General features: G+C 38.1%; 20 protein-coding genes and 1 pseudogene. 2 read left to right on the top strand and 19 right to left on the bottom strand.

Annotated features, from left to right (window positions below; all coding sequences use genetic code 11):
* From MKZ11_RS14470 to MKZ11_RS14420, 11 genes and pseudogenes are all read right to left on the bottom strand, one after another.
* Window positions 1–486: a hypothetical protein gene (locus MKZ11_RS14470; RefSeq protein WP_340795104.1), complete on the bottom strand. Its 486-nt coding sequence runs from the start codon at window positions 484–486 to the stop codon at window positions 1–3.
* Window positions 487–559: 73 nt separating this feature from the next.
* The gene (locus tag MKZ11_RS14465) at window positions 560–2002 is read right to left on the bottom strand and encodes a VWA domain-containing protein (RefSeq protein ID WP_340795103.1); all 1443 of its coding nucleotides are present in this window, start codon (window positions 2000–2002) and stop codon (window positions 560–562) included.
* A 77-nt stretch (window positions 2003–2079) separates the two neighbouring features.
* A complete protein-coding gene (locus MKZ11_RS14460) occupies window positions 2080–3246 on the bottom strand; it encodes an AAA family ATPase (protein ID WP_340795102.1) in 1167 nt (388 codons plus the stop codon).
* A gap of 87 nt (window positions 3247–3333) precedes the next feature.
* Window positions 3334–3528, bottom strand: a complete 195-nt coding sequence (locus MKZ11_RS14455; RefSeq protein WP_340795101.1) for a hypothetical protein — start codon at window positions 3526–3528, stop codon at window positions 3334–3336.
* A 24-nt stretch (window positions 3529–3552) separates the two neighbouring features.
* Window positions 3553–4446 (bottom strand): DUF6744 family protein, encoded by an 894-nt coding sequence (locus MKZ11_RS14450; protein WP_340795100.1) that lies wholly within the window; start codon window positions 4444–4446, stop codon window positions 3553–3555.
* A gap of 888 nt (window positions 4447–5334) precedes the next feature.
* Window positions 5335–6975 (bottom strand): annotated as a pseudogene (merA, locus tag MKZ11_RS14445) (mercury(II) reductase).
* Between the two features lie 16 nt (window positions 6976–6991).
* Entirely contained in the window at window positions 6992–7390 is a 399-nt protein-coding gene (gene merR1 / locus MKZ11_RS14440; RefSeq protein ID WP_340795099.1) for a mercury resistance transcriptional regulator MerR1, read from the bottom strand.
* Window positions 7391–7681: 291 nt separating this feature from the next.
* Complete coding sequence (locus tag MKZ11_RS14435) at window positions 7682–8245, bottom strand: YdhK family protein (RefSeq protein ID WP_340795098.1); 564 nt, start codon at window positions 8243–8245, stop codon at window positions 7682–7684.
* Between the two features lie 253 nt (window positions 8246–8498).
* Entirely contained in the window at window positions 8499–8825 is a 327-nt protein-coding gene (locus tag MKZ11_RS14430) for a four-helix bundle copper-binding protein (protein WP_340795097.1), read from the bottom strand.
* 127 nt (window positions 8826–8952) lie between these two features.
* On the bottom strand, window positions 8953–10035 hold the full coding sequence (locus tag MKZ11_RS14425; protein ID WP_340795096.1) for a stage II sporulation protein P: 1083 nt from the start codon (window positions 10033–10035) through the stop codon (window positions 8953–8955).
* A 182-nt stretch (window positions 10036–10217) separates the two neighbouring features.
* The gene (locus tag MKZ11_RS14420) at window positions 10218–11729 is read right to left on the bottom strand and encodes a multicopper oxidase family protein (protein WP_340795095.1); all 1512 of its coding nucleotides are present in this window, start codon (window positions 11727–11729) and stop codon (window positions 10218–10220) included.
* A gap of 347 nt (window positions 11730–12076) precedes the next feature.
* On the opposite strand from MKZ11_RS14420, the gene MKZ11_RS14415 reads away from it, so the two are divergent.
* Entirely contained in the window at window positions 12077–12466 is a 390-nt protein-coding gene (locus tag MKZ11_RS14415) for a cupredoxin domain-containing protein (RefSeq protein ID WP_340795094.1), read from the top strand.
* 253 nt (window positions 12467–12719) lie between these two features.
* Here MKZ11_RS14415 and MKZ11_RS14410 read toward each other — a convergent pair whose 3' ends face one another.
* The 7 genes from MKZ11_RS14410 to MKZ11_RS14380 all read right to left on the bottom strand — a co-directional run bounded on the left by MKZ11_RS14410 (window position 12720) and on the right by MKZ11_RS14380 (window position 17624).
* A complete protein-coding gene (locus MKZ11_RS14410; protein WP_340795093.1) occupies window positions 12720–14141 on the bottom strand; it encodes a multicopper oxidase family protein in 1422 nt (473 codons plus the stop codon).
* A 219-nt stretch (window positions 14142–14360) separates the two neighbouring features.
* Window positions 14361–14486 carry a hypothetical protein gene (locus tag MKZ11_RS14405; RefSeq protein ID WP_340795092.1) on the bottom strand — a complete coding sequence of 42 codons (126 nt, stop codon included), beginning with the start codon at window positions 14484–14486 and terminating at the stop codon, window positions 14361–14363.
* An 11-nt stretch (window positions 14487–14497) separates the two neighbouring features.
* Window positions 14498–14824, bottom strand: a complete 327-nt coding sequence (locus MKZ11_RS14400) for a P-type ATPase (RefSeq protein ID WP_340795091.1) — start codon at window positions 14822–14824, stop codon at window positions 14498–14500.
* 195 nt (window positions 14825–15019) lie between these two features.
* Window positions 15020–15352: a hypothetical protein gene (locus MKZ11_RS14395; protein ID WP_340795090.1), complete on the bottom strand. Its 333-nt coding sequence runs from the start codon at window positions 15350–15352 to the stop codon at window positions 15020–15022.
* A gap of 182 nt (window positions 15353–15534) precedes the next feature.
* The gene (locus MKZ11_RS14390; RefSeq protein ID WP_340795089.1) at window positions 15535–15768 is read right to left on the bottom strand and encodes a hypothetical protein; all 234 of its coding nucleotides are present in this window, start codon (window positions 15766–15768) and stop codon (window positions 15535–15537) included.
* A 102-nt stretch (window positions 15769–15870) separates the two neighbouring features.
* Window positions 15871–16935: a sensor histidine kinase gene (locus MKZ11_RS14385; protein WP_340795088.1), complete on the bottom strand. Its 1065-nt coding sequence runs from the start codon at window positions 16933–16935 to the stop codon at window positions 15871–15873.
* Window positions 16932–17624, bottom strand: coding sequence for a response regulator transcription factor (locus MKZ11_RS14380; protein WP_340795087.1), 693 nt, complete (start codon window positions 17622–17624; stop codon window positions 16932–16934). Before MKZ11_RS14380 ends, MKZ11_RS14385 begins: the two co-directional genes overlap by 4 nt.
* A 208-nt stretch (window positions 17625–17832) precedes the next feature.
* Between MKZ11_RS14380 and MKZ11_RS14375 the strand changes: the two genes are divergently transcribed.
* Window positions 17833–18204, top strand: coding sequence for a cupredoxin domain-containing protein (locus MKZ11_RS14375; RefSeq protein WP_340795086.1), 372 nt, complete (start codon window positions 17833–17835; stop codon window positions 18202–18204).
* A gap of 123 nt (window positions 18205–18327) precedes the next feature.
* Here the strand turns inward: MKZ11_RS14375 and MKZ11_RS14370 are convergent, their stop codons facing one another.
* Entirely contained in the window at window positions 18328–18462 is a 135-nt protein-coding gene (locus MKZ11_RS14370; RefSeq protein WP_340795085.1) for a hypothetical protein, read from the bottom strand.
* Window position 18463: the final 1 nt, after the last annotated feature.

Raw genomic sequence — 18463 nt, 5'->3', positions numbered from 1 at the left:
TCAATCAGTCCCTTCTAAATAATATTCAGGATTAAGTCGTACTCTTTTGTACATTTCATAGGTTAGGTCTCTCATATTATCAGTTTCATCTACATTTGGGATCAATGTTTTTTTGAAGTACTTCACAAAGACATAATTGGAAGCCTCTTTATAAAGGTATGGAAAGAACAAAAATCGTAAATGTTCATTTCGATTCATTGCGTATCGAAGTTCATAAATCGGAACAACTTTCAAAGGTTTTACCAACTCATATCTTTTTGTCCTCGGATAGCCATTGAATGTAATTGTTATTTCCGTCATTGTATTAAGAAGATTTTCTAGCGGCTGCACACTCAATAAGTTAAATATACTTTGCAAAAACATTAAATGAAGTTTTGCATCCTCAGAGTATTGAGATTCCAGGGATAATTGAGAAAGAAATCCTCCCACTACATCTTGACTGTTTTCATCCAACAACGTGATAATGTTATGTTTATCTATACTCATATTATGCGTATTGTATCACATATGACACCAATTATCTAACAACTGAAGTCATAAGCGACTCCTCCTTTTTCATTTAGATTTCAAATGCAGTAAAACTTCCTTCATCATCAAAGTCTTTGACTTGTACAACTTTATCGGAAAACTGTTGCACCGTATTTGTACTACTACCTATTACAAGGGAAAGCACTTTGAAGTCTTTCTCTTTTTTCTTCTTATTGAATGATTCTAAAAATGAATCCCTTAACCTGTCTTCGCCGTCCGTAACAAACACGATATCTGCTTGTTTAAAACGGCTTTCGTTTATGACATTCATCGCCTTATCCAGAGGAAGTGCAAAGTTCGTACCTCCACCTAAGAAAGTCTGAGCAAAACTAACCATATCAGAACCTTTAATTTTCCCTTTCTCATATTGAAAGATCTGTGTACGCGTAGAGAACAAGATTAAGCAAAAATCTCTTTTTTGTTTTCTTGCAATCGACATAAGAGCTAACGTAAACCCTTTTGATTGAGTATCAAGTTTGTGCATACTGCCCGACTGGTCCAGACAAAGTACGATCGGCCCTTTACCTAGAACTTCTTGCCCCTCCTGTTCATACATCATTGTCTGACCTTCGACAAAGCGACGCAGGAAGTCGTTCTTCGTTATTGGATGTGTGTATAAGCCTAATTCCATCGGTAACAGTCTTTCAATGTCGTTACCTAGCGTAACTCCGCTTCTTTCCATTGAATCACTATGCTTAGATTTTTGCTTTCTACGAGCTATCTGTTTAAATCGACCAGCCCAATCTGCAATTTCTTTCATCTGTTTATTAGATGCGATTTTTTCAGCTAAAGAAATTTGGTCCCGTAAAGGAACCTTTTTCAGTTCTGCATCCCCACTACCAGCTCCAGAGCCACCAAGTAACGATTTCAGACCATCCTTCACCTTTTTTGTTTCCTGCATGGCTTGAGCCATTGCCTCTGAAAAGCTGTGACTATTGTTTTGGAGTGTTTGTTGCAGCTGACTGTCTAAGTCAGCCATCGCTTGTGCAAGGTCAGCTTGAAGCTGCTCCACGCCATTTCCTGCCCCTTCTTGCTGTTCCTGCTTTTCAAGTTGTCTTTGCATCGCCCGGATTTCCTGCATCTGTTTTTGCAGGTCTTCATCCTGTTCTCTTTGGTCAGCCAGCCATTGGTTCGTCTTCTCTCCGAATTTCAATGTGCCGATGGCTGACGACAAATCATCCAACCGTGTGAAGCTTCGATAGTTTTCAAAAGATTCATCCGTCATGATTCTTTCCATCAGTGATTTATTAACCTGAAGATCGCCATCAACGTCCTCTTCCGTGATTTCCGGTTTCATCTTATATAAGGAGGCCCAGATGTCAGCCAATAATGGCTCGTACGTTGGCAACTCTCCTTCAAGGCTTATCTTCTGGAGTCCTTGTGACATCTCATAAATTTCTTTAAAACGTCTTTTATCGAATGCGTCCGTATTCAATACAGAGCGATTTTCATTTCGAGTTGTATTTCTTATCACGAAGAACACTTCCTTTCATATTTTGAAAAAGATGCCGAAGAACCCCCCTCGACATCTCATACTTTCACTCAACATATTTAGAACGGCATCTCGACTGCCTTCTTTTCATTTGGAGTATCAAAATCCATCGGTTCTAAAATACTGTCGAGGATTTCTTGTTGCATCGATTTTACTTTATTGAGTATTGGATCGATGTCCATATCTCGACTCTGATTATGCTTTTTAAGCTTATTTAAATCAGATACTAACGATTTCAATTTCTGAGTCGCTTCCATACCAGCATCTGTCGAATTATCTTTCAGCATGGAATTGAATACTTCATTTGCTTCATTTTGTATGGAATCAATTGCCCGAGTCACTACATCTTGTGCATGACTACGAACAATGAGCGATACTGTATCCTTTTGATCAACTGTTTCCCACAGTGCATTTTCTAGGATGACAATATCATCGACCTTTACTACTTGCCGTTGGTTAATTAGGGCCTTCGCTTGTAGAACACTCAACGATTGCTTGAACCGGCGATCTGATGGGCGAATCCCTTCATCTCTTAATGCCATGCGGATTTTTGAAAGTGTCTCATAAACTTCATCAGGAATGGCTACCATGTCAGTAAAAAACTGAAGTTGAACCAGTTCATCCATCGTCATAGAAGACATGACCAGATTTTGACCGCTCCCCTTCATCATAGAAACAAAATTCGTTTCATCAGCAATGTAGTCTAGTTCGAACCGAAGTAAGAACCTATCGAAAAGCGCTTCAAGACCTTCTCCTTCTTCCGGGAATTCGTTCGAAGCTCCAATGACAGACATCAAAGGAACCTGAACAGGCGAACCATTATTATAGAAAAGCCTTTCATTAATAAGGGTCAACAAGCTATTCAAAATTGCACTGTTCGCTTTAAAGATTTCATCCAGAAAAACAAGATTGGCTTCCGGCATTTTGGTTGCAGTATTCCTCTTGTAAACGCCTTGTTCAAGGTCTTTAAGCGATAGGGGACCGAATACCTCTTCAGGTGTACTGAACCTTGTCAGCAGCCACTGAAAGTATTCTGTACCTTGCACAATCTTTGCAAGTTCAACGGATAATGCAGATTTCGCAGTTCCAGCTGGCCCAATCATCAGCATGTGCTGCCTAGAAAGTAGAGCAACAAGAATTCCTTCAACTTCCTTCTCACGTTCAAAGAACTTGGCATTGAGTGCATTTTTAATCTCCTCTAACTTTGCAAAATTAGTGTTTGTCATTTTGAATAACCCCTTTATTTTTTAGTTTAAATAGAAAAAGGAAGCCGGTTTCTGTTGCAACCGTACTTCCTTTCATAAGAATTATTTTCAATATTTCGCTGAAAGAATAAACAATTCTTGTTCTTTTATCGATAACTCCCTCATTTTCATCTGCAATTCTTGTTCTTTTAATTCATTTGAACGTTCGAGCTCTTGTGCAATCTTTTTAACATATTGCACACAATCGACAACATCCCTTTCATAGAACTTTCTCCCCATTATTGTTTGATAAAACTCAGTCATTTTAATCTCTCTATTCCGCTATTTTTAGAGATCCGCAACCATTTTCGAAACTGCAGCACGAATCGTCATAATTTTATTTTCTAGTGTTCCTGCTTCACTCGCGACAATGCCTTTGTAATTTTGATAGTTCGCAATTACAGACTTAGCGTTTTCGATAATCTCTTTCACTTGCCCCTTTTTCAGCCTTGAACTCGATTTACAATCATTTAAAATGGATTCTAAATGGTCATTTAGCTTCGTGTTCACCATTTGTCGGTTATCGAATGTATTAACAACAGGTATCTTGAACCCTTCACTATTCTCAAGAGAGGACGTGAAGCTTACAAGCTGATTCAGCCCTTCCGTATGTGAATCTGGGACAAAGTAAATCCCCCCGTTTGGGCGTACAGGTGTGGGTGCTAAAGACTGTAAGATTTTATTGACCATTACTCTTATTTGCTGGGCTGAGTAATGGTTCCTATAAATATTAAAATTGCGTTCCGCTTCATAGCACAGCCCTTTTGCAATTTCGTTCTCCGTTATAAACGTTAGAGAACTATTCTGCTTATCTAGCGTGATTACTCCCGCTTCACTGTTGTAATCAAGACGTTTACCTGCCTGATTTACTGTTTCCACTACAATGTTTCTTTGGACGTGGCTCTTGTCCGAGAACACTTCACGTATAAGGAAGTTCTCGAATATCCCAACATGTCCAGTAGATTTTCTAGTCTCAATCTCTTTAGTACTTCTTCGGAAAGCATCGGCTGGACGAATCGCATTCGGCATCCATTCAACAGGTAATCCTGATTGAACAAGTGCTTTCTTTAAATCATCCATTTTGACTAATTGCTTGCCAACCGAGAACCACATGAGATGACCGAGAATACCGTCTTGCCGCTTGTTTTGAACAGCCGTCATATTATCGAGATTAATTGACATACCTAACAACCCTTTCTAGTTTTTTATTTTGAATAAATAAAAAAACGCATTTACACCTAGCGATTGCTAAGTACATGCGTTTTAAAATAACCCGATTTGTTCTATTTCAATAGATTCTCTTCCATCTCCCTTCAATATCTTTTTGAAAGCAAAAAAACCGACATCTCCTGAATAGGAAAAATCGGTTTTAATATATATCACGCAAAATGCGTAAGTATCTCTTTTGATATGCCAAAGCAATTTTCTGAAGTGTAATACGTCTGCCTGACTTCTCTCTTAAATAAGGAGTACAAAGGCTAAACATTTGCGCCGAGTCACTTTCTAAAAAAGACAAAAAGTATAACGGCTTTCACTAGTAGAACAGTGACTTAATAAGATGAAGAATATACTTTTACTTTAACAAAACCCTGGGCTGATAGCAAATTTATCCGAAATGACCACCTAACTTTATCGTGGATTTCTAGTTAAGTTAAGCGTCTTAAATAATTATGATTACTACAAAAACGCCCCCCTTTAGCTTAAGAGGAAGTTTGGGTGAATCATACTGGTTTTTAAACGTACATTTGAAGTTTATTTCCCATAACTATCAAGGAGTAATAACGCCTGATGAGAATCAATCGATAGAAGCTCGGTTTTTTAAATTAGATCAATTACCAGAGAAAACAAATCCTTTTATTAAGAACAAGTTATTTGAATTAAAACGGCAACTTAAACAATATGCATCACAGTGAAATCTCCGTCATCTTATAAACGGCCGATGAAAGAGGAGGTCAATACTTTATAGGATATTACCAACAATATCACGTATTTACCACACTAAAATAGTTTCGATTTAAAAAGCCGATTTCCTTACTTTAAGGAATATCTGCTTTATTTGAATTAATATTGCTATCCTGCACAACAAGATAATTTGGATACATCTTTATCAAATGTAAGGGCTGCTAATTTCAATCCTTCTGCCATTGCTAAATAGGGAGCAAGAGTTACTCGTAGATCTTCTATTGTCAATCCGAATTTTACAGCTAATGTTGCCGCATAGATAACCTCTCCTGCGTTTTCTGCTACTATATGAACCCCTAACACTTTTAATGTTTTTGCATCTGCTACTAATTTAAAAACACCTGTTGTTTCCCGATTAACGAGGGCTCTTGGTACGGCATCTAACGGCAAGACAGACGTTTTAACCTCAAGACCTTTTTCTATTGCTTGCCGTTCAGTTAAACCAACCGTTGCAATCGATGGAGTAATAAACGCAACGCCTGGAACAACTTCTAAGTTTACCATTTGATTTAGTCCTCCGATTGCATTACGCGCAGCAAGTCCACCTTGATATGCAGCTACATAAACAAATTGTGGACCAAGAGTTACATCTCCGGCTGCGTAAATTTGGGAATTGGTCGTTTTTGAATATTCATCAATGACGATTTCACCACGAGGCCCAACGCCAACACCTGCTGCATGTAAGTTCAGAGATTCTGTATTTGGTTTTCTTCCTGTTGCTACAAGCAATTGTTCTGCTTCAATGATTCGCTTCTCACCATTTATCTCTACATGAACTTTTTTAATGTCTCCATCTTGTTCTACGCGTTCATAGGTTGCTCCTGTAACTAAATTAATTCCCTATTCTGTTAATGCCTGAGTAATAGCTTCTGAAATTTCAGGATCGGATTCTTTTAATAGACGCTTGCTTCTTTGTATCAAAGTTACTTCTGCGCCTAAATTATGAAATAGTTGTCCTAATTCCAATCCGATATATCCAGAACCAAGCACCGTAAGACGCTTTGGAACCCTCTTTAATTCAAGTAAAGTAGTGCTTGTTAAATAATCTACTTCATTCAATCCAGAAATATTTGGAACAGATGGAGAAGCACCTGTAGCTATTAAAATTCGTTTTGCAGTTATTTGGTTGCCATTCACTTCAACTGTATTCCCATTAACAAATCTCGCTTCACCATTTATTAGTTCAAAACCGTAATCGTCAATTAAATTCACATATTTTTCATTTCGAAGTGTACTTACTAAATCATCTTTTTGTTTTACTAATGAGGCTAAATCAACATCTTGTGCTGTAGTGTGTAATCCTGTAAATGGATTATTTTTTGCTAAATGATTGATTTCCCCTACTCTTAACAAGGTCTTTGAAGGAACGCATCCGATATTAACGCATGTTCCCCCAACCGTTCCACGTTCGATCATAGCAACTTTTGCGCCATAACCCACAGCTTCAATGGCAGATGAAAAGGCCGCTGCACCAGAACCAATGATGATGTAGTCATAATCATCTTCGCAACTTAAATCAACTTTTACTTGCGATTGTACATCTTCAACTTCACCTGGTTGATATTTTGCTTCTGCAATCGCATTTTTCGCGGTTTCAACCTCTACGTCATTTTGAAGCTCAAATACAGCTTCTCCAGTACGAAAATCAACTTCAATACACTTCGCACCTATATTTTCCAAGGCAACTGAAACGTGATGTTCACAACCTGTACAAGTCATTCCTTGAACGTTAATCCGATATCTTTTCAATACTATTCCTCCGTCCTTAAATTTCTAGTAAAGTTTCAATAATGGGGCATTCATAAATATCTTTGTTTTCGGGACATCTTTCTTTTAGGTCGATAAGCATTTGTTCGATTCTTTTGAGATCTTGAATTTTCCGTTGAATGTCCTCTATCTTATAAACTGTGAAATCATACATATCACGGCACTTTGCTTCATCACGATCTACCACACCTAAAAGCTTATCAATTTCATTTAAAGTAAAACCTAATTCCTGGATGCGCTTGATGAAATTTAACCGGTCAACGGTTTGTTTTGTGTATATTCGATATCCTGACTCTGTACGAGAAGGCTTCGGAATTAATCCTAATCGTTCATAATATCGAATGGTTTCTTTATTAACATTACATTTCTCGGCTAGTTCTCCTATATGAAACTCCATTTGTTTCACCTCATACGCAGTATAAACCCTGTACCTAAGTCCATGGTCAATAAATAGCTTCCCCAAAAAAATAGCACCACCTAAGAGGGATGCTAATTCGTGTTCTATTTTGACATTATTTGGCTTGGTAATTCAAATTTAGTATTTCTGAAGTTAATGTGTTACTGATAATGGAAGGTCCATTTTAATTTACCCTTTTACAGATTTGACATCACCAAAAGGGTATACTTCTTATGTGAGCAGGTATTTGAAAAAGATTTCTCGATTTTTTAATGCATCTTTGTTCAATCTTTATTTAGCAGAAAGTTCACTTTCCGTTACCCATTCATGATTCATAACTTTTTCCCCGCCAGTAGTAGGAGTGTAGTCAACCATATATACAGTAGTTTTTTCGGCTGAATCAATTTCCGCTTTTGCCCCTTTCATCCCTTCCATATGGTCTGCCTCTATGGTAACTTCAGTTCCTTTTTCTAAAGTTTTGTCACCAGCATCTTTAATCTCTTCTTGGATAACCCATTTATGATTTGTGACTCTTTCTCCGCCAGTTACCGGGGTATACGATATAGCGTAAGCTGTAGTATCATAAGCACCCACGATTGTTGCCACAGCACCGTTCATCCCTTCCATATGATCCGATTTAATAATTGCTTCGCTTCCGACTTTATAGGTTGGATTTTTCGCCTCTTTCAAATTTTCAGGGACTTCACCTGAGCCAGAATGGTTCATCTCCATCTTCATGTCTTCCTTTTTGGTTTCATTAGTGTTATTTGGACTTTTCTCGTTGCTCGTATTATTTCCACATCCACTTAGACCAATAATTATTGCAGCGCCTAAAAAAAGTAATTGCTTTTTCATTTGATTTACACTCCTCTGATTTTTTAAACTTTATTAATAAAATTGGTCTGCCAGGTATTCATATAAAACCAATCAATAGTATTGATTAACATATCAAATCCGTTTTTTACTACTCATGAATTAGTCTGTTCATTATCAAGATGTAAACCTGCAATACATCCTGGCTAATCCATAAATAGAAAAAAGCTATTCCTAGAAATATTTTCAACTTCTTGAAATAGCTCCATCGCTGGTTACATTTTCTGCATATCGATTAAGCTACCATTTGTCGGCATGCCTCTGCACACCTTCGGCAAGATTCAGCACAGCGTTGGCAATGACCGTGATCATGTTTAGCACACTCTTCTGCGCAACGTTCGCAAATTTCTGCACAGAGGGCTAAAATTTCGTTTATAAATGGACTATTTCGCGTTATAGCTTGCGCTGTAAAGGCACATATATCTGCACATTCACGGTCCAAACGGATACAATCGGCCATCATTTTCAAATCTTCCTCTTTTAAACATGCGTCGAAACAGGTGTTACATGCCTCTAGACATTCTAAACATGCTTTTAGGCATTCTTCGTATTTCTTATTCATTTACTTACCTCCTGTCATATTTGCAATCAGTGGTATTTTCCCCTTAAAAGTCGTTTTAAAACTAAAAATAAGAAACTCCTTAAAAAGTCCTTATTTTTCTTTATGTGTTGGACTCCCAAAAAAATGATTACTTTTCTCTGTGCCAGTAATAGTCACTAAGTACACTAGCTAATGCTTCTGTAGTCCGATTAAGTTCTTCTAACGTATTATCGACACCACCAATTTCTACAATAACTGAGCTTGGAGATACATCTTGATTATAAACTCCGTTCCCTTGACTGCTATCTTTTTTAAGTATTCCTTTTGACAACCCCGGATACTGAGTAGCAAGAAGTTTATCCAAGCCTTCTGTAAACGAAAGATTGCTTGCATAATTTTCATGCCCAGTACCAACAACAAATAACAGACGTGCAAAATTTTCTCCATTCATTTCTTTAGTGGTAGAATCTTTACGCAATGAATCGCGATGTATATCCAAGAAAACTTCCAAGTCTTTGTTTTCTGCACGTGCAGACCGTACTCGTTCCCCCGATACCTTGTAAGAACTATTAAAGTCTAACCCTCTCAAACTTAATTCTTGTACAATATCAGTTGAATCCACTTTCGTCCCTACTCCTCTTTTTTCCAAAGCTTTTCCAAGCATTTCACCTACTAACGTAATATTCGCTTTCGAGTGGTAAGCATCCTCCGGTTTATCAGTTTCTTTAAAATACGGTAAAAAAGATTCCCTACTATGGGAGTGATAAATATAAATGACATCCTTGCCAAAAGTAGAGTGCAATGAATCTTTCGGGATTATTTTGGGTGATTTCATGTTTTCAAAAATCGCATCGAAACTCTCCCTGTCAAAGCTTCTATCTTTTAAAAGGTCTTTCATAGCAGGTTTGAATTCATCTCTATCTGGTTGATCCAAACGAATTTTCGGCTTATCTATTCCATTGAATGTTCCGTCTGAAGAATCGTTTATTTTACCAAACGGATTAGGTATACCTGACGAGCCCTTCAACGTATCCATTTTGAAATCGGATATAAAATACAGTTTATCCAGCAAAGAATTTTCTTTAATTTCTTCACGCGAAAAAAAGAATGTTAGAAATAAGACTATGAGCAACCAAATAACAAATAGAATAGTTGCTATATATAGTAAAATTAGTAGTAGAGCCTTTTCCTTCTTATCTTTCTTATTGTCTTTATTGAGTGTTGGAAACATTATGTAACTCACCTTTATTAAAGAACAATGAAAACACTGACCTTTTTATTTTATTATTAATGCAAATTTAAAAACAGCCAGTGTGAGCTAATACACACTGGCTGTTTTAATAATGAATTACGTCCTTTTTCTACATGCTTTGGCGTTAATTTTACGGACTTCCACACATTATTGGATTGAGTTTATTCCACCTTTACCTGTCCCATCATGCCATTGTCCTCATGTTCAAGAATATGACAATGGAACATATACACGCCCTTATGCTTAAACTGTATTGCGATTTTCACTCTCTCATCCGGCTGTATGGATATACTGTCTTTCCAACCTCGTTCATTTTCCGGTGGCTCTTTCCCGTCTCTTGAGATTATTTTAAATTGCGTTCCGTGAATGTGGAACGGATGGTTCATTCCGCCCATCTCGTCCGGTTTATTGTAAATTTCCCATACTTCCGTGACCCCTTGCTGTTGTGTGAAGTCAATTCTTTCCGGATCAAATTTCTTTCCATTTATCGTTACCTGATCCATCATCCCAAACAGTTCCACTTTCTTTGTGACTGGCAAATTCTTCTCTTCTTCCGTCAATGCAAAATCATTCAACTTTTCCGGAATTCCACTAATCACTTCGCCTTGATCAGAAACCTCAAATGGTAAAAGGATAGATCCATCCTCATTTACTAGCGCCAAGCCATTTACTGTATTAAGCTGTGAAAAGTCAACAATAATTTCCGCTCTTTCTGAAGGCGTAAGTGTTACTTCATTTAAAGTAACCGGTTCATTCAAGAAACCACCATCCGTTGCGATTTGAACAAAGGAATCCTCTGTATTCAATTTAAATGTGAAATTCCTCGCATTCGATCCATTTAATAAACGGAGACGTACTTTCTCTTTGTTTACAGTCAACTTGGGATTGAGTGTTCCATTGATTAATAACGTATCCCCGATTGTTCCGTCATCATTCATTGCGGTGCTGTAATTCAATTGTTTCTTATCATCAAATGTTTTATCTTGAAAAATCAACGGAATATCATTCTTCCCATAATCATTTGGTAATCCAAGACTTGTCGAATTATCATCTTCGATATAAATCAATCCTGCAAGACCGTTATATACCTGTTCAGCGGTTTTCCCTTCTGGATGGGGATGGAACCATAGTGTTGCCGCTTCTTGTTCCACTTTAAATTCAATGATCTTTTCTTCTCCCGGTTTAATCACATCATGCGGCCCACCATCTACATCTGCCGCTACTTCCAGTCCATGCCAATGAAATGTTGTATTCTCATCGAGCTCATTTATCGTTCTAATTTTAACTGTATCACCTTTATCCAAACGAAGCATCGGTCCTAAAAACGTCCCATTGTAGCCATACGTATTTGTTTCAATACCATCAAATATTTCAGTTTTCCCTTTTTGTGCTCTAACAGTGTATGCGACTTCTTCCTTATTATCACGTTCAAGCATGGAAGGGATTTTTAATTCATTTTCCCCTGTTGAGTCGTTTAAACTTACAACCTCATCATGACTCATATGCTCATTTTCCATCATGTCGTCATCCATATCCATCATTGAATGATCCATCTCTTCATCATTCATCATGGAATGATCCATTTCCTCATCTGGTTGTGAATTAGCATTACTACAACCGCTGATAACCAATATACTAATCGCCAACGCGGTAATCTTAATTTTTATTCCCATTACTTATTTCCCCTCTTCTCTTGATTATTTCTTTTGTAGTGTAACAAAAGAATATGAAAAAAGTATGCAGATTAAGGGTGTGTATGAAAATCGTCATAATAAATGCATAGATTTTGCATATTTTATGGGAACGCTAAAAGGCAGATTAAGCCCTTAAATACTTGGGGTATAAAGGGCACTTTGTTTCATCTGATGCAATATTGAATGAAGGTAAGATTTACTGCCCAATAATAATCGTTCATAATTTTGTCTTATCTTCTCCATGGAAAATGGATATATGATAGATATCATTATGTATAAGAGGGATACAAGGAAATAAATCCCCAAACAAATAGGAGGTATTCATTTTGAAAAGATGGTTATTGGCAACAGTTTTATTAAGTGTTTTGTTTGTTCTTGCTGCTTGTGGCGGAAAAGATACAAGTGACGAAACGGGGCAGGTAGATAATACCGGCTCTACGGAAGGATCAACCGCTAGTAATGAAATAAATATTACAGCAGTAAACTTTGAATTTAATCAGGAAGAATACACTGTCAAGGCTGGAGAAGAGATTAAAGTAATATTTGCAAACGAAGAAGGAATGCACGGGATTACTATCGCTGGTCTTGATGTTGACATTAAAGGCGATGGAGAGACAACTTTCACACCTACCGAACCAGGTGAATATACAATTTATTGTAATCTTCCCTGTGGTGCTGGACATGCCGATATGAAGTCAATACTTATTGTTACATGAATTTTATTCGATTTTCGATAAAAGGAATGTCAAGTGCAATTTTAGATGGGGTTCCGTGAGTGATTTTCTTAATTTCTTTGGTTGAGTCTAACACAGCTTCCCGTCTCCTTTCTTAAGTTATTAATTAAGTGATCAGTATTCGTTTTAGCAAATATTAAAATAGCCAGTGCGAACTAACACACTGGCTATTTTAATATTTATTTTTTGCATATTTAGTGTTATATTGGACCATCACATATTTTTGGATTGAAGTTTATTCCACCTTTATCTGAGCCATCATGCCGTTGTCTTCATGTTCAAGAATATGGCAATGGATCATATACACGCCCTTATGCTTAAATTGTATAGCAATTTTTACTCTCTCATCCGGTTTTACGGAGATACTGTCCTTCCAACCCCGCTCATTTTCCGGTGGCTCTTCCCCATTTCTTGAGATTATTTTAAATTGAGTTCCGTGAATGTGGACTGGGTGAATCATTCCTCCCATAGCGTCCGGTTTATTGTAAATTTCCCAAACTTCAGTGACCCCTTGCTTTTGTGTGAAATCAATTCTTTCCGCATCAAATTTCTTTCCGTTTATCGTTACTTTGTCCATCATTCCAAAAAACTCCGCCTTCTTTGTAACCGGCAAGTTCATCTCTTCTTCTGTTATTGAAAAATTATTCATCTCTCCTGGAAGGGTGCTGTCCTCTCCGCTTTGATCAGAAACCTCAAATGGTAAAAGGATCGATTCATTCTCATTTATTAACGCCAAGCCTTTTTCTGTATTAAGCTGTGAAAAATCAACAATTATTTCCGCCCGTTCAGATGGGGTCAGTGAAAGTTCTTTCAGTGTCACTGGTTTATTCAAGAAACCTCCATCCGTTGCAACTTGCACAAAGGAATCCCCTGTATTCAATTTAAATGTGTAATTCCTCGCATTGGACCCATTTAATAGACGAAGACGAACCTTTTCTTTCTTTACAGTCAGTTTCGGATTCAACGTCCCATTGATCAATAACGTATCACCGATTGTTCCGTCTTCATTCATTGCCGCACTGTAATTCAATTGTTTCTCATCATCAAATGTTTTATCTTGGAAAATCAAGGGAATATCATTCTTCCCATATTCATTTGGTAATCCGAGACTCTTTGAATTGTCATCTTCGATATAAATCAATCCTGCAAGTCCATTGTATACCTGTTCAGCGGTGTTTCCTTTTGGATGGGGATGAAACCATAATGTTGATGCCTCTTGTGAAACTTTAAATTCGATCAACTCTTCTTCTTCCGGTTTTAGAACAGTATGTGGTCCACCATCTGCTTTCCCCGGTACTTCCAGCCCGTGCCAATGAAAAGTTGTCACCTCATCCAGCTCATTTATCAATCTAATTTTCACCGTATCACCTTTACTAAAACGAAGCACCGGTCCTAAAAATGCCCCGTTGTAACCATACGTTTTCGTTTTAGTACCATCGAATATTTCAGTCTCTCCTTTTTGGGCTCGAACAGTATATACAACTTCTTTTTTATTATCGCTTTTAAGCACGGGAGGCATTTTCAATTCATTTTCCCCTGTTGAGTTATTTAAACTCACCACCTTGTCGTGGCTCATATGCCCCTCCATCGTGTCTTTATCCATCTTGGATTGATCCATTCCTTCCATATCCATCTTGGAATGATCCATTCCTTCCATGGAATTTGAGCCTTCTTTACTCATATCCATATTTTTATTTGCTTCATTCTTCGTATCGGCGTTATTATTGGGGGCTGTTTTATTTTCATTATTTCCAGCACAAGCCGATAAAACAAGAGCTGCAATTAAAGTTAATTAGAAATATTGTGAATTTTTTATTTCCCATTATTCATATCCTCCATTCATAAGATGATTCTCTGATGGTATCCGCTAGTGCAATCATTCAATCACCACCTCTACATTTTCAACTGGATAAACATCTGTTACTCCAAAGTTTCCTACCGTTAGTTTTGCCGTTTTATCAAAGACGATTCGGTCCAGTTTATGGGAACTCTTAAAAGTCACCCGATTACGAATTAGTCATCCTTTTTTCGCTGCGATGGAAGTAGATCTTGAAGTTCTAACGGTCCAGCTAATCCTAAAGCATGAGGGCATGCGATAATCAAAACGGTAACCATACGTTCCAACGCAAACTCAAAATCACCTGTTGTTGCCCAATAAGCCAGTATAATATTTCCAGACACTACTGCAACATAAAACAGCCATTTCGCTGTAATATCTGCATAACCTTGCGCTTTTGACTTTGTATTTTCTGCCTCGATTACCAACTGAATAACCTGTGAAAGATAGGTATTATTACCGGTTTTGCTAACCCTTATTTTTAATACAGCAGAACCGTTCACGGAACCACCAATCGCTTCCAGAGCCTTTTTGCAAAGTTGGACGCCTACTTTTCGAGAAAGTTAAATTAGAAAGAGCCTATGCTAACTTTTAAAAAGTCAGCATAGGCTCTTTTCTTTATTAATGCCTTACATTTACCTTCTGAAGACGCAGCGCATTCAACACCACGGATACTGAACTGAACGCCATCGCTGCATCTACAGTCGCGAAATCTTACGCTGTTGTTGTTGCTTACGCAATCCATACCAGGTCATCCCTCGCGGTTTGTATACCGACAGTATCGTTATCACAAGCAACACCAGCAGACCGACTCCGGCGTGAAGGAGTTCCCCCCTCATCCCGAGGAGTTCGGTACTTCCCGTTTCTGCCGCTACGTCTGCTAGGAAACTCACTGTCTGCATGTTCAGCAACAAGACGACGGTAGAAATGATAGTTAACAGGAGTTTAAAAAGGACCCAATAGTGCCGAAACAAACCCCACTTAGTACCTAGTGACATGACAAGTCCGGTTAGCAGCGAAACAAAGGCCAAAGGGACGATGGCGAACCAGCCAATCAACTCCATCGCGATCCAAGCTGCATGCACGGTCTTAGCATCTTGGGTAGTCAAAGCGGCGACAACGAGTACTAGAAAGCCAACGACCGCGCCGATCCAGCCGACTGAGGAAGTGACATGTACGGTGAGAGCGAACTTGCGGAGGCGAGGTGTCATCATCATAATTGCTGCATCTCATTTTCTATAGGTGTCATTTGACTGCCAGTATCATCAGACTTAAAATGGCGACCTGGACCGTGATCACCACCGCTAATGAGCATTATGATGACAACGAGCAGGACCACGACGATTGCGATGATTCCAAACATTTTCACCCAGCTTGGTGTGTTGCTGGTCGATCCGCTTCCTGACTTGTTCTTATCTGTATTGCGTCCTGATTTTAATTTTCCCATTGAGAGATCCTCCCTTTTTTTCAAAATCTCTAAGTAGGTAAAATCAGTATAGCAATGTAATATGAACGGAAGATGAACATAGCGTTTCCCTTTTTCATGTCTTTACGATTTGTTCTTAGCAATCGGGAGCGTAAAGGTAAAAGTAGTTCCTATTCCTACTTCGCTTTCCACTTGAATGTCGGTTTGATGAAGGACTAATAAGTGCTTAACAATAGACAGTCCAATGCCTGTACCCACCTTTTTAGTACGGGGCCTATCTGTTTTATAAAATCTTTCCCAAATGGATTGAATATCCTCTTGACTGATTCCCGTCCCATAATCCCGAATAGAAACCACCGCTTGTTGTCCTTTTTTCAAAATAACTTCTACGGAACTACCATTTGAGGAAATTTGCACTGCATTCTGTATCAAATTAACGATTACTTGATCAATCCGATCCGGATCAGCATATACGTGGATGTCTTGTACTTCCTCAGAAATCAATTCCACATTCAGTTTTTTATTTACAAATTCAGTTTCCATACGAGCCATGACTTGGCGAACCAACTCTGACAAATTAAAGAGTACAGGGCGAATTTCTAACTGCCCCGATTCAATTTGAGCCATATCGAGAAGATCATTGACCAGCTTAATCATTCGCTCAGTTTGTTCTTTCATGATGGTAAAATAATGATGCTTTCGATCATTGGGGATTGTATCATCCAAAAACGCCCTAGCAAATCCATGAATCGAGGTAAGGGGGGAGCGTAAGTCGTGGGAAACATTGGCAACAAAGTCCTTTCTCATCTGGTCTAAGCTGCCCAACTCCTGTGCCATATAATTAAACGTCTCGCCCAATTCCCCAAGCTCGTCACGCGTCCCGATGTTGACTCTTTGATTAAATTGTCCCCTAGCGATTAGAAGGGCAACCCGATTCATTTCCCGAAGTGGAGCAGTAATTCTTTTAGTAATGTAGTAGGTAAATAAGCCTGTAATGGTTATCGAAATAATAGAGGATGATATAAACAAGTATTTCATTTGGTTAAAACTTTCGGAATTTAGGTGCATATCAGTTAGGTTGTTCTGAAATAACAAATATGAAGCGACAGCAAAAACGAAATGCGACACAATTAATATGACGATATATGTGATAAACAGCTTCAAAAAAATACTTTTTATTCTAATCACTGGTTGTCCACCTCAAATTTATATCCAACTCCTCTTATGGTTTTCACCCTCCAATAAGAGTTGGGATCTCCCAATTTGTCTCGAATCCTTTTGATATGCACATCGACCGTTCTAGGATCCCCCTCAAAATCTAAACCCCATATTTGTTCCAACAGCTGCTGACGTGTGAATACTTGATTCGGATGTATGACAAGAAAATGCAGCAACTCCATTTCTTTAGGTGGCAACACAATCTCCTTTTTATCATAGATTACCTTGTATTGTTGAAGATCAATCTCCAACAAGGGAAGTTCAATAATCTCATTTGTACCTAACGTCGGATTGGCTCGCCGCTGTACCGCTTTTATCCGTGCCATTAATTCGTTCGGATCAAAAGGCTTCACCAGGTAATCATCTGTTCCTAGGTTGAAACCTTTTAGTTTGTCGTAGCTTTCGCCTTTCCCTGTCAACATAATAATGGGCGTTTTATCATATCTCCTAATTTCCTTACAAACTTCCCAACCGTCCATTTCAGGCATCATAATATCCAGAATAACAAGATCAGGGGGACTATTAAAAAACATCTCTAATCCTGCCATTCCATTGTTTGCAATGCTAACTATATAGCCACTTTTTTCAGCGTATAAAATAATCAAATCACAAATGTAAGGATCATCTTCAATGACGAGAACTTTAATTTGCTTGTTCATTCATCGGCCTCCTAAATCATTTACATCTATATTAGCATCTTTTTATGAACGAACAGTGAACACAATAACAGACCGCCAACTTCGGCCTACTAATAATCGTCATAACTTTGTCTTACTTTCTCCATAGATAATGGATATTTGATAGCTATCATTATGTATAAGAGGGATACAGGGATATAAATCCCCAAACAAATAGGAGGTAGTCATTTTGAAAAAATGGTTATTGGCATCAGTTTTATTAAGTGTTTTGCTTGTACTCGCTGCTTGTGGCGGAACGGGGAAGGAAGATAATACCGGCTCTTCGGAAGATGCAACTGCTAGTACCGAAGTAAATATTACAGGGAAAAACTTTGAATTTGATCATGCAGAATATACTGTCAAGGCTGGCGAGAAGGTTAAAATAACATATAAAAACGAAGAAGGAATGCACGGGATTGCCATCGATGGCCTTGATGTGGACATAAAAGGCGATGGAGAGGCAACTTTAACACCTACAGAGCCGGGTGAATATACAATCTACTGTAATATTCCATGCGGTGCGGGACATGCCGATATGAAATCAACACTGATTGTCACGTAATCTAACAACCAATCAAGAAACCACATATTCTTATTAGGTAATTTCACCAAATTATACTGGAACATAAAATGGGTGCACATCCTTATAAATAGGATGTGCACCCATTGCTTGAAGTTAGAAGATTCATTTGTCGAAAATTACGCTAAATACAGCAGCAGAGAATTCTGCAAGGAATGTTTCTTTTTCTGGCTTAAAGTTCGATTTTTTAAATACTTTTGTTTGATCAAGTGTCTTTAATGCACTGTGTAATAGTCCCAAT

Source organism: Sporosarcina sp. FSL K6-1508 (assembly GCF_038007465.1).
In the GTDB taxonomy this organism is placed as follows: Bacteria; Bacillota; Bacilli; order Bacillales_A; family Planococcaceae; genus Sporosarcina; species Sporosarcina psychrophila_B.
The sequence above is the reverse complement of the archived record's forward strand: the minus strand, read 5'-3'. Positions and strand labels throughout refer to the sequence as shown.

Bases quoted from the DNA above. Each gene is read 5' to 3' on its own strand.
- MKZ11_RS14470 (WP_340795104.1), bottom strand. From the start codon at position 486: ATGAGTATAGATAAACATAACATTATCACGTTGTTGGATGAAAACAGT.
- MKZ11_RS14460 (WP_340795102.1), bottom strand. From the start codon at position 3,246: ATGACAAACACTAATTTTGCAAAGTTAGAGGAGATTAAAAATGCACTC.
- MKZ11_RS14455 (WP_340795101.1), bottom strand. From the start codon at position 3,528: ATGACTGAGTTTTATCAAACAATAATGGGGAGAAAGTTCTATGAAAGG.
- MKZ11_RS14450 (WP_340795100.1), bottom strand. From the start codon at position 4,446: ATGTCAATTAATCTCGATAATATGACGGCTGTTCAAAACAAGCGGCAA.
- merR1 (WP_340795099.1), bottom strand. From the start codon at position 7,390: ATGGAGTTTCATATAGGAGAACTAGCCGAGAAATGTAATGTTAATAAA.
- MKZ11_RS14435 (WP_340795098.1), bottom strand. From the start codon at position 8,245: ATGAAAAAGCAATTACTTTTTTTAGGCGCTGCAATAATTATTGGTCTA.
- MKZ11_RS14430 (WP_340795097.1), bottom strand. From the start codon at position 8,825: ATGAATAAGAAATACGAAGAATGCCTAAAAGCATGTTTAGAATGTCTA.
- MKZ11_RS14425 (WP_340795096.1), bottom strand. From the start codon at position 10,035: ATGTTTCCAACACTCAATAAAGACAATAAGAAAGATAAGAAGGAAAAG.
- MKZ11_RS14420 (WP_340795095.1), bottom strand. From the start codon at position 11,729: ATGGGAATAAAAATTAAGATTACCGCGTTGGCGATTAGTATATTGGTT.
- MKZ11_RS14410 (WP_340795093.1), bottom strand. From the start codon at position 14,141: ATGGAAGGAATGGATCATTCCAAGATGGATATGGAAGGAATGGATCAA.
- MKZ11_RS14390 (WP_340795089.1), bottom strand. From the start codon at position 15,768: ATGGGAAAATTAAAATCAGGACGCAATACAGATAAGAACAAGTCAGGA.
- MKZ11_RS14380 (WP_340795087.1), bottom strand. From the start codon at position 17,624: ATGAACAAGCAAATTAAAGTTCTCGTCATTGAAGATGATCCTTACATT.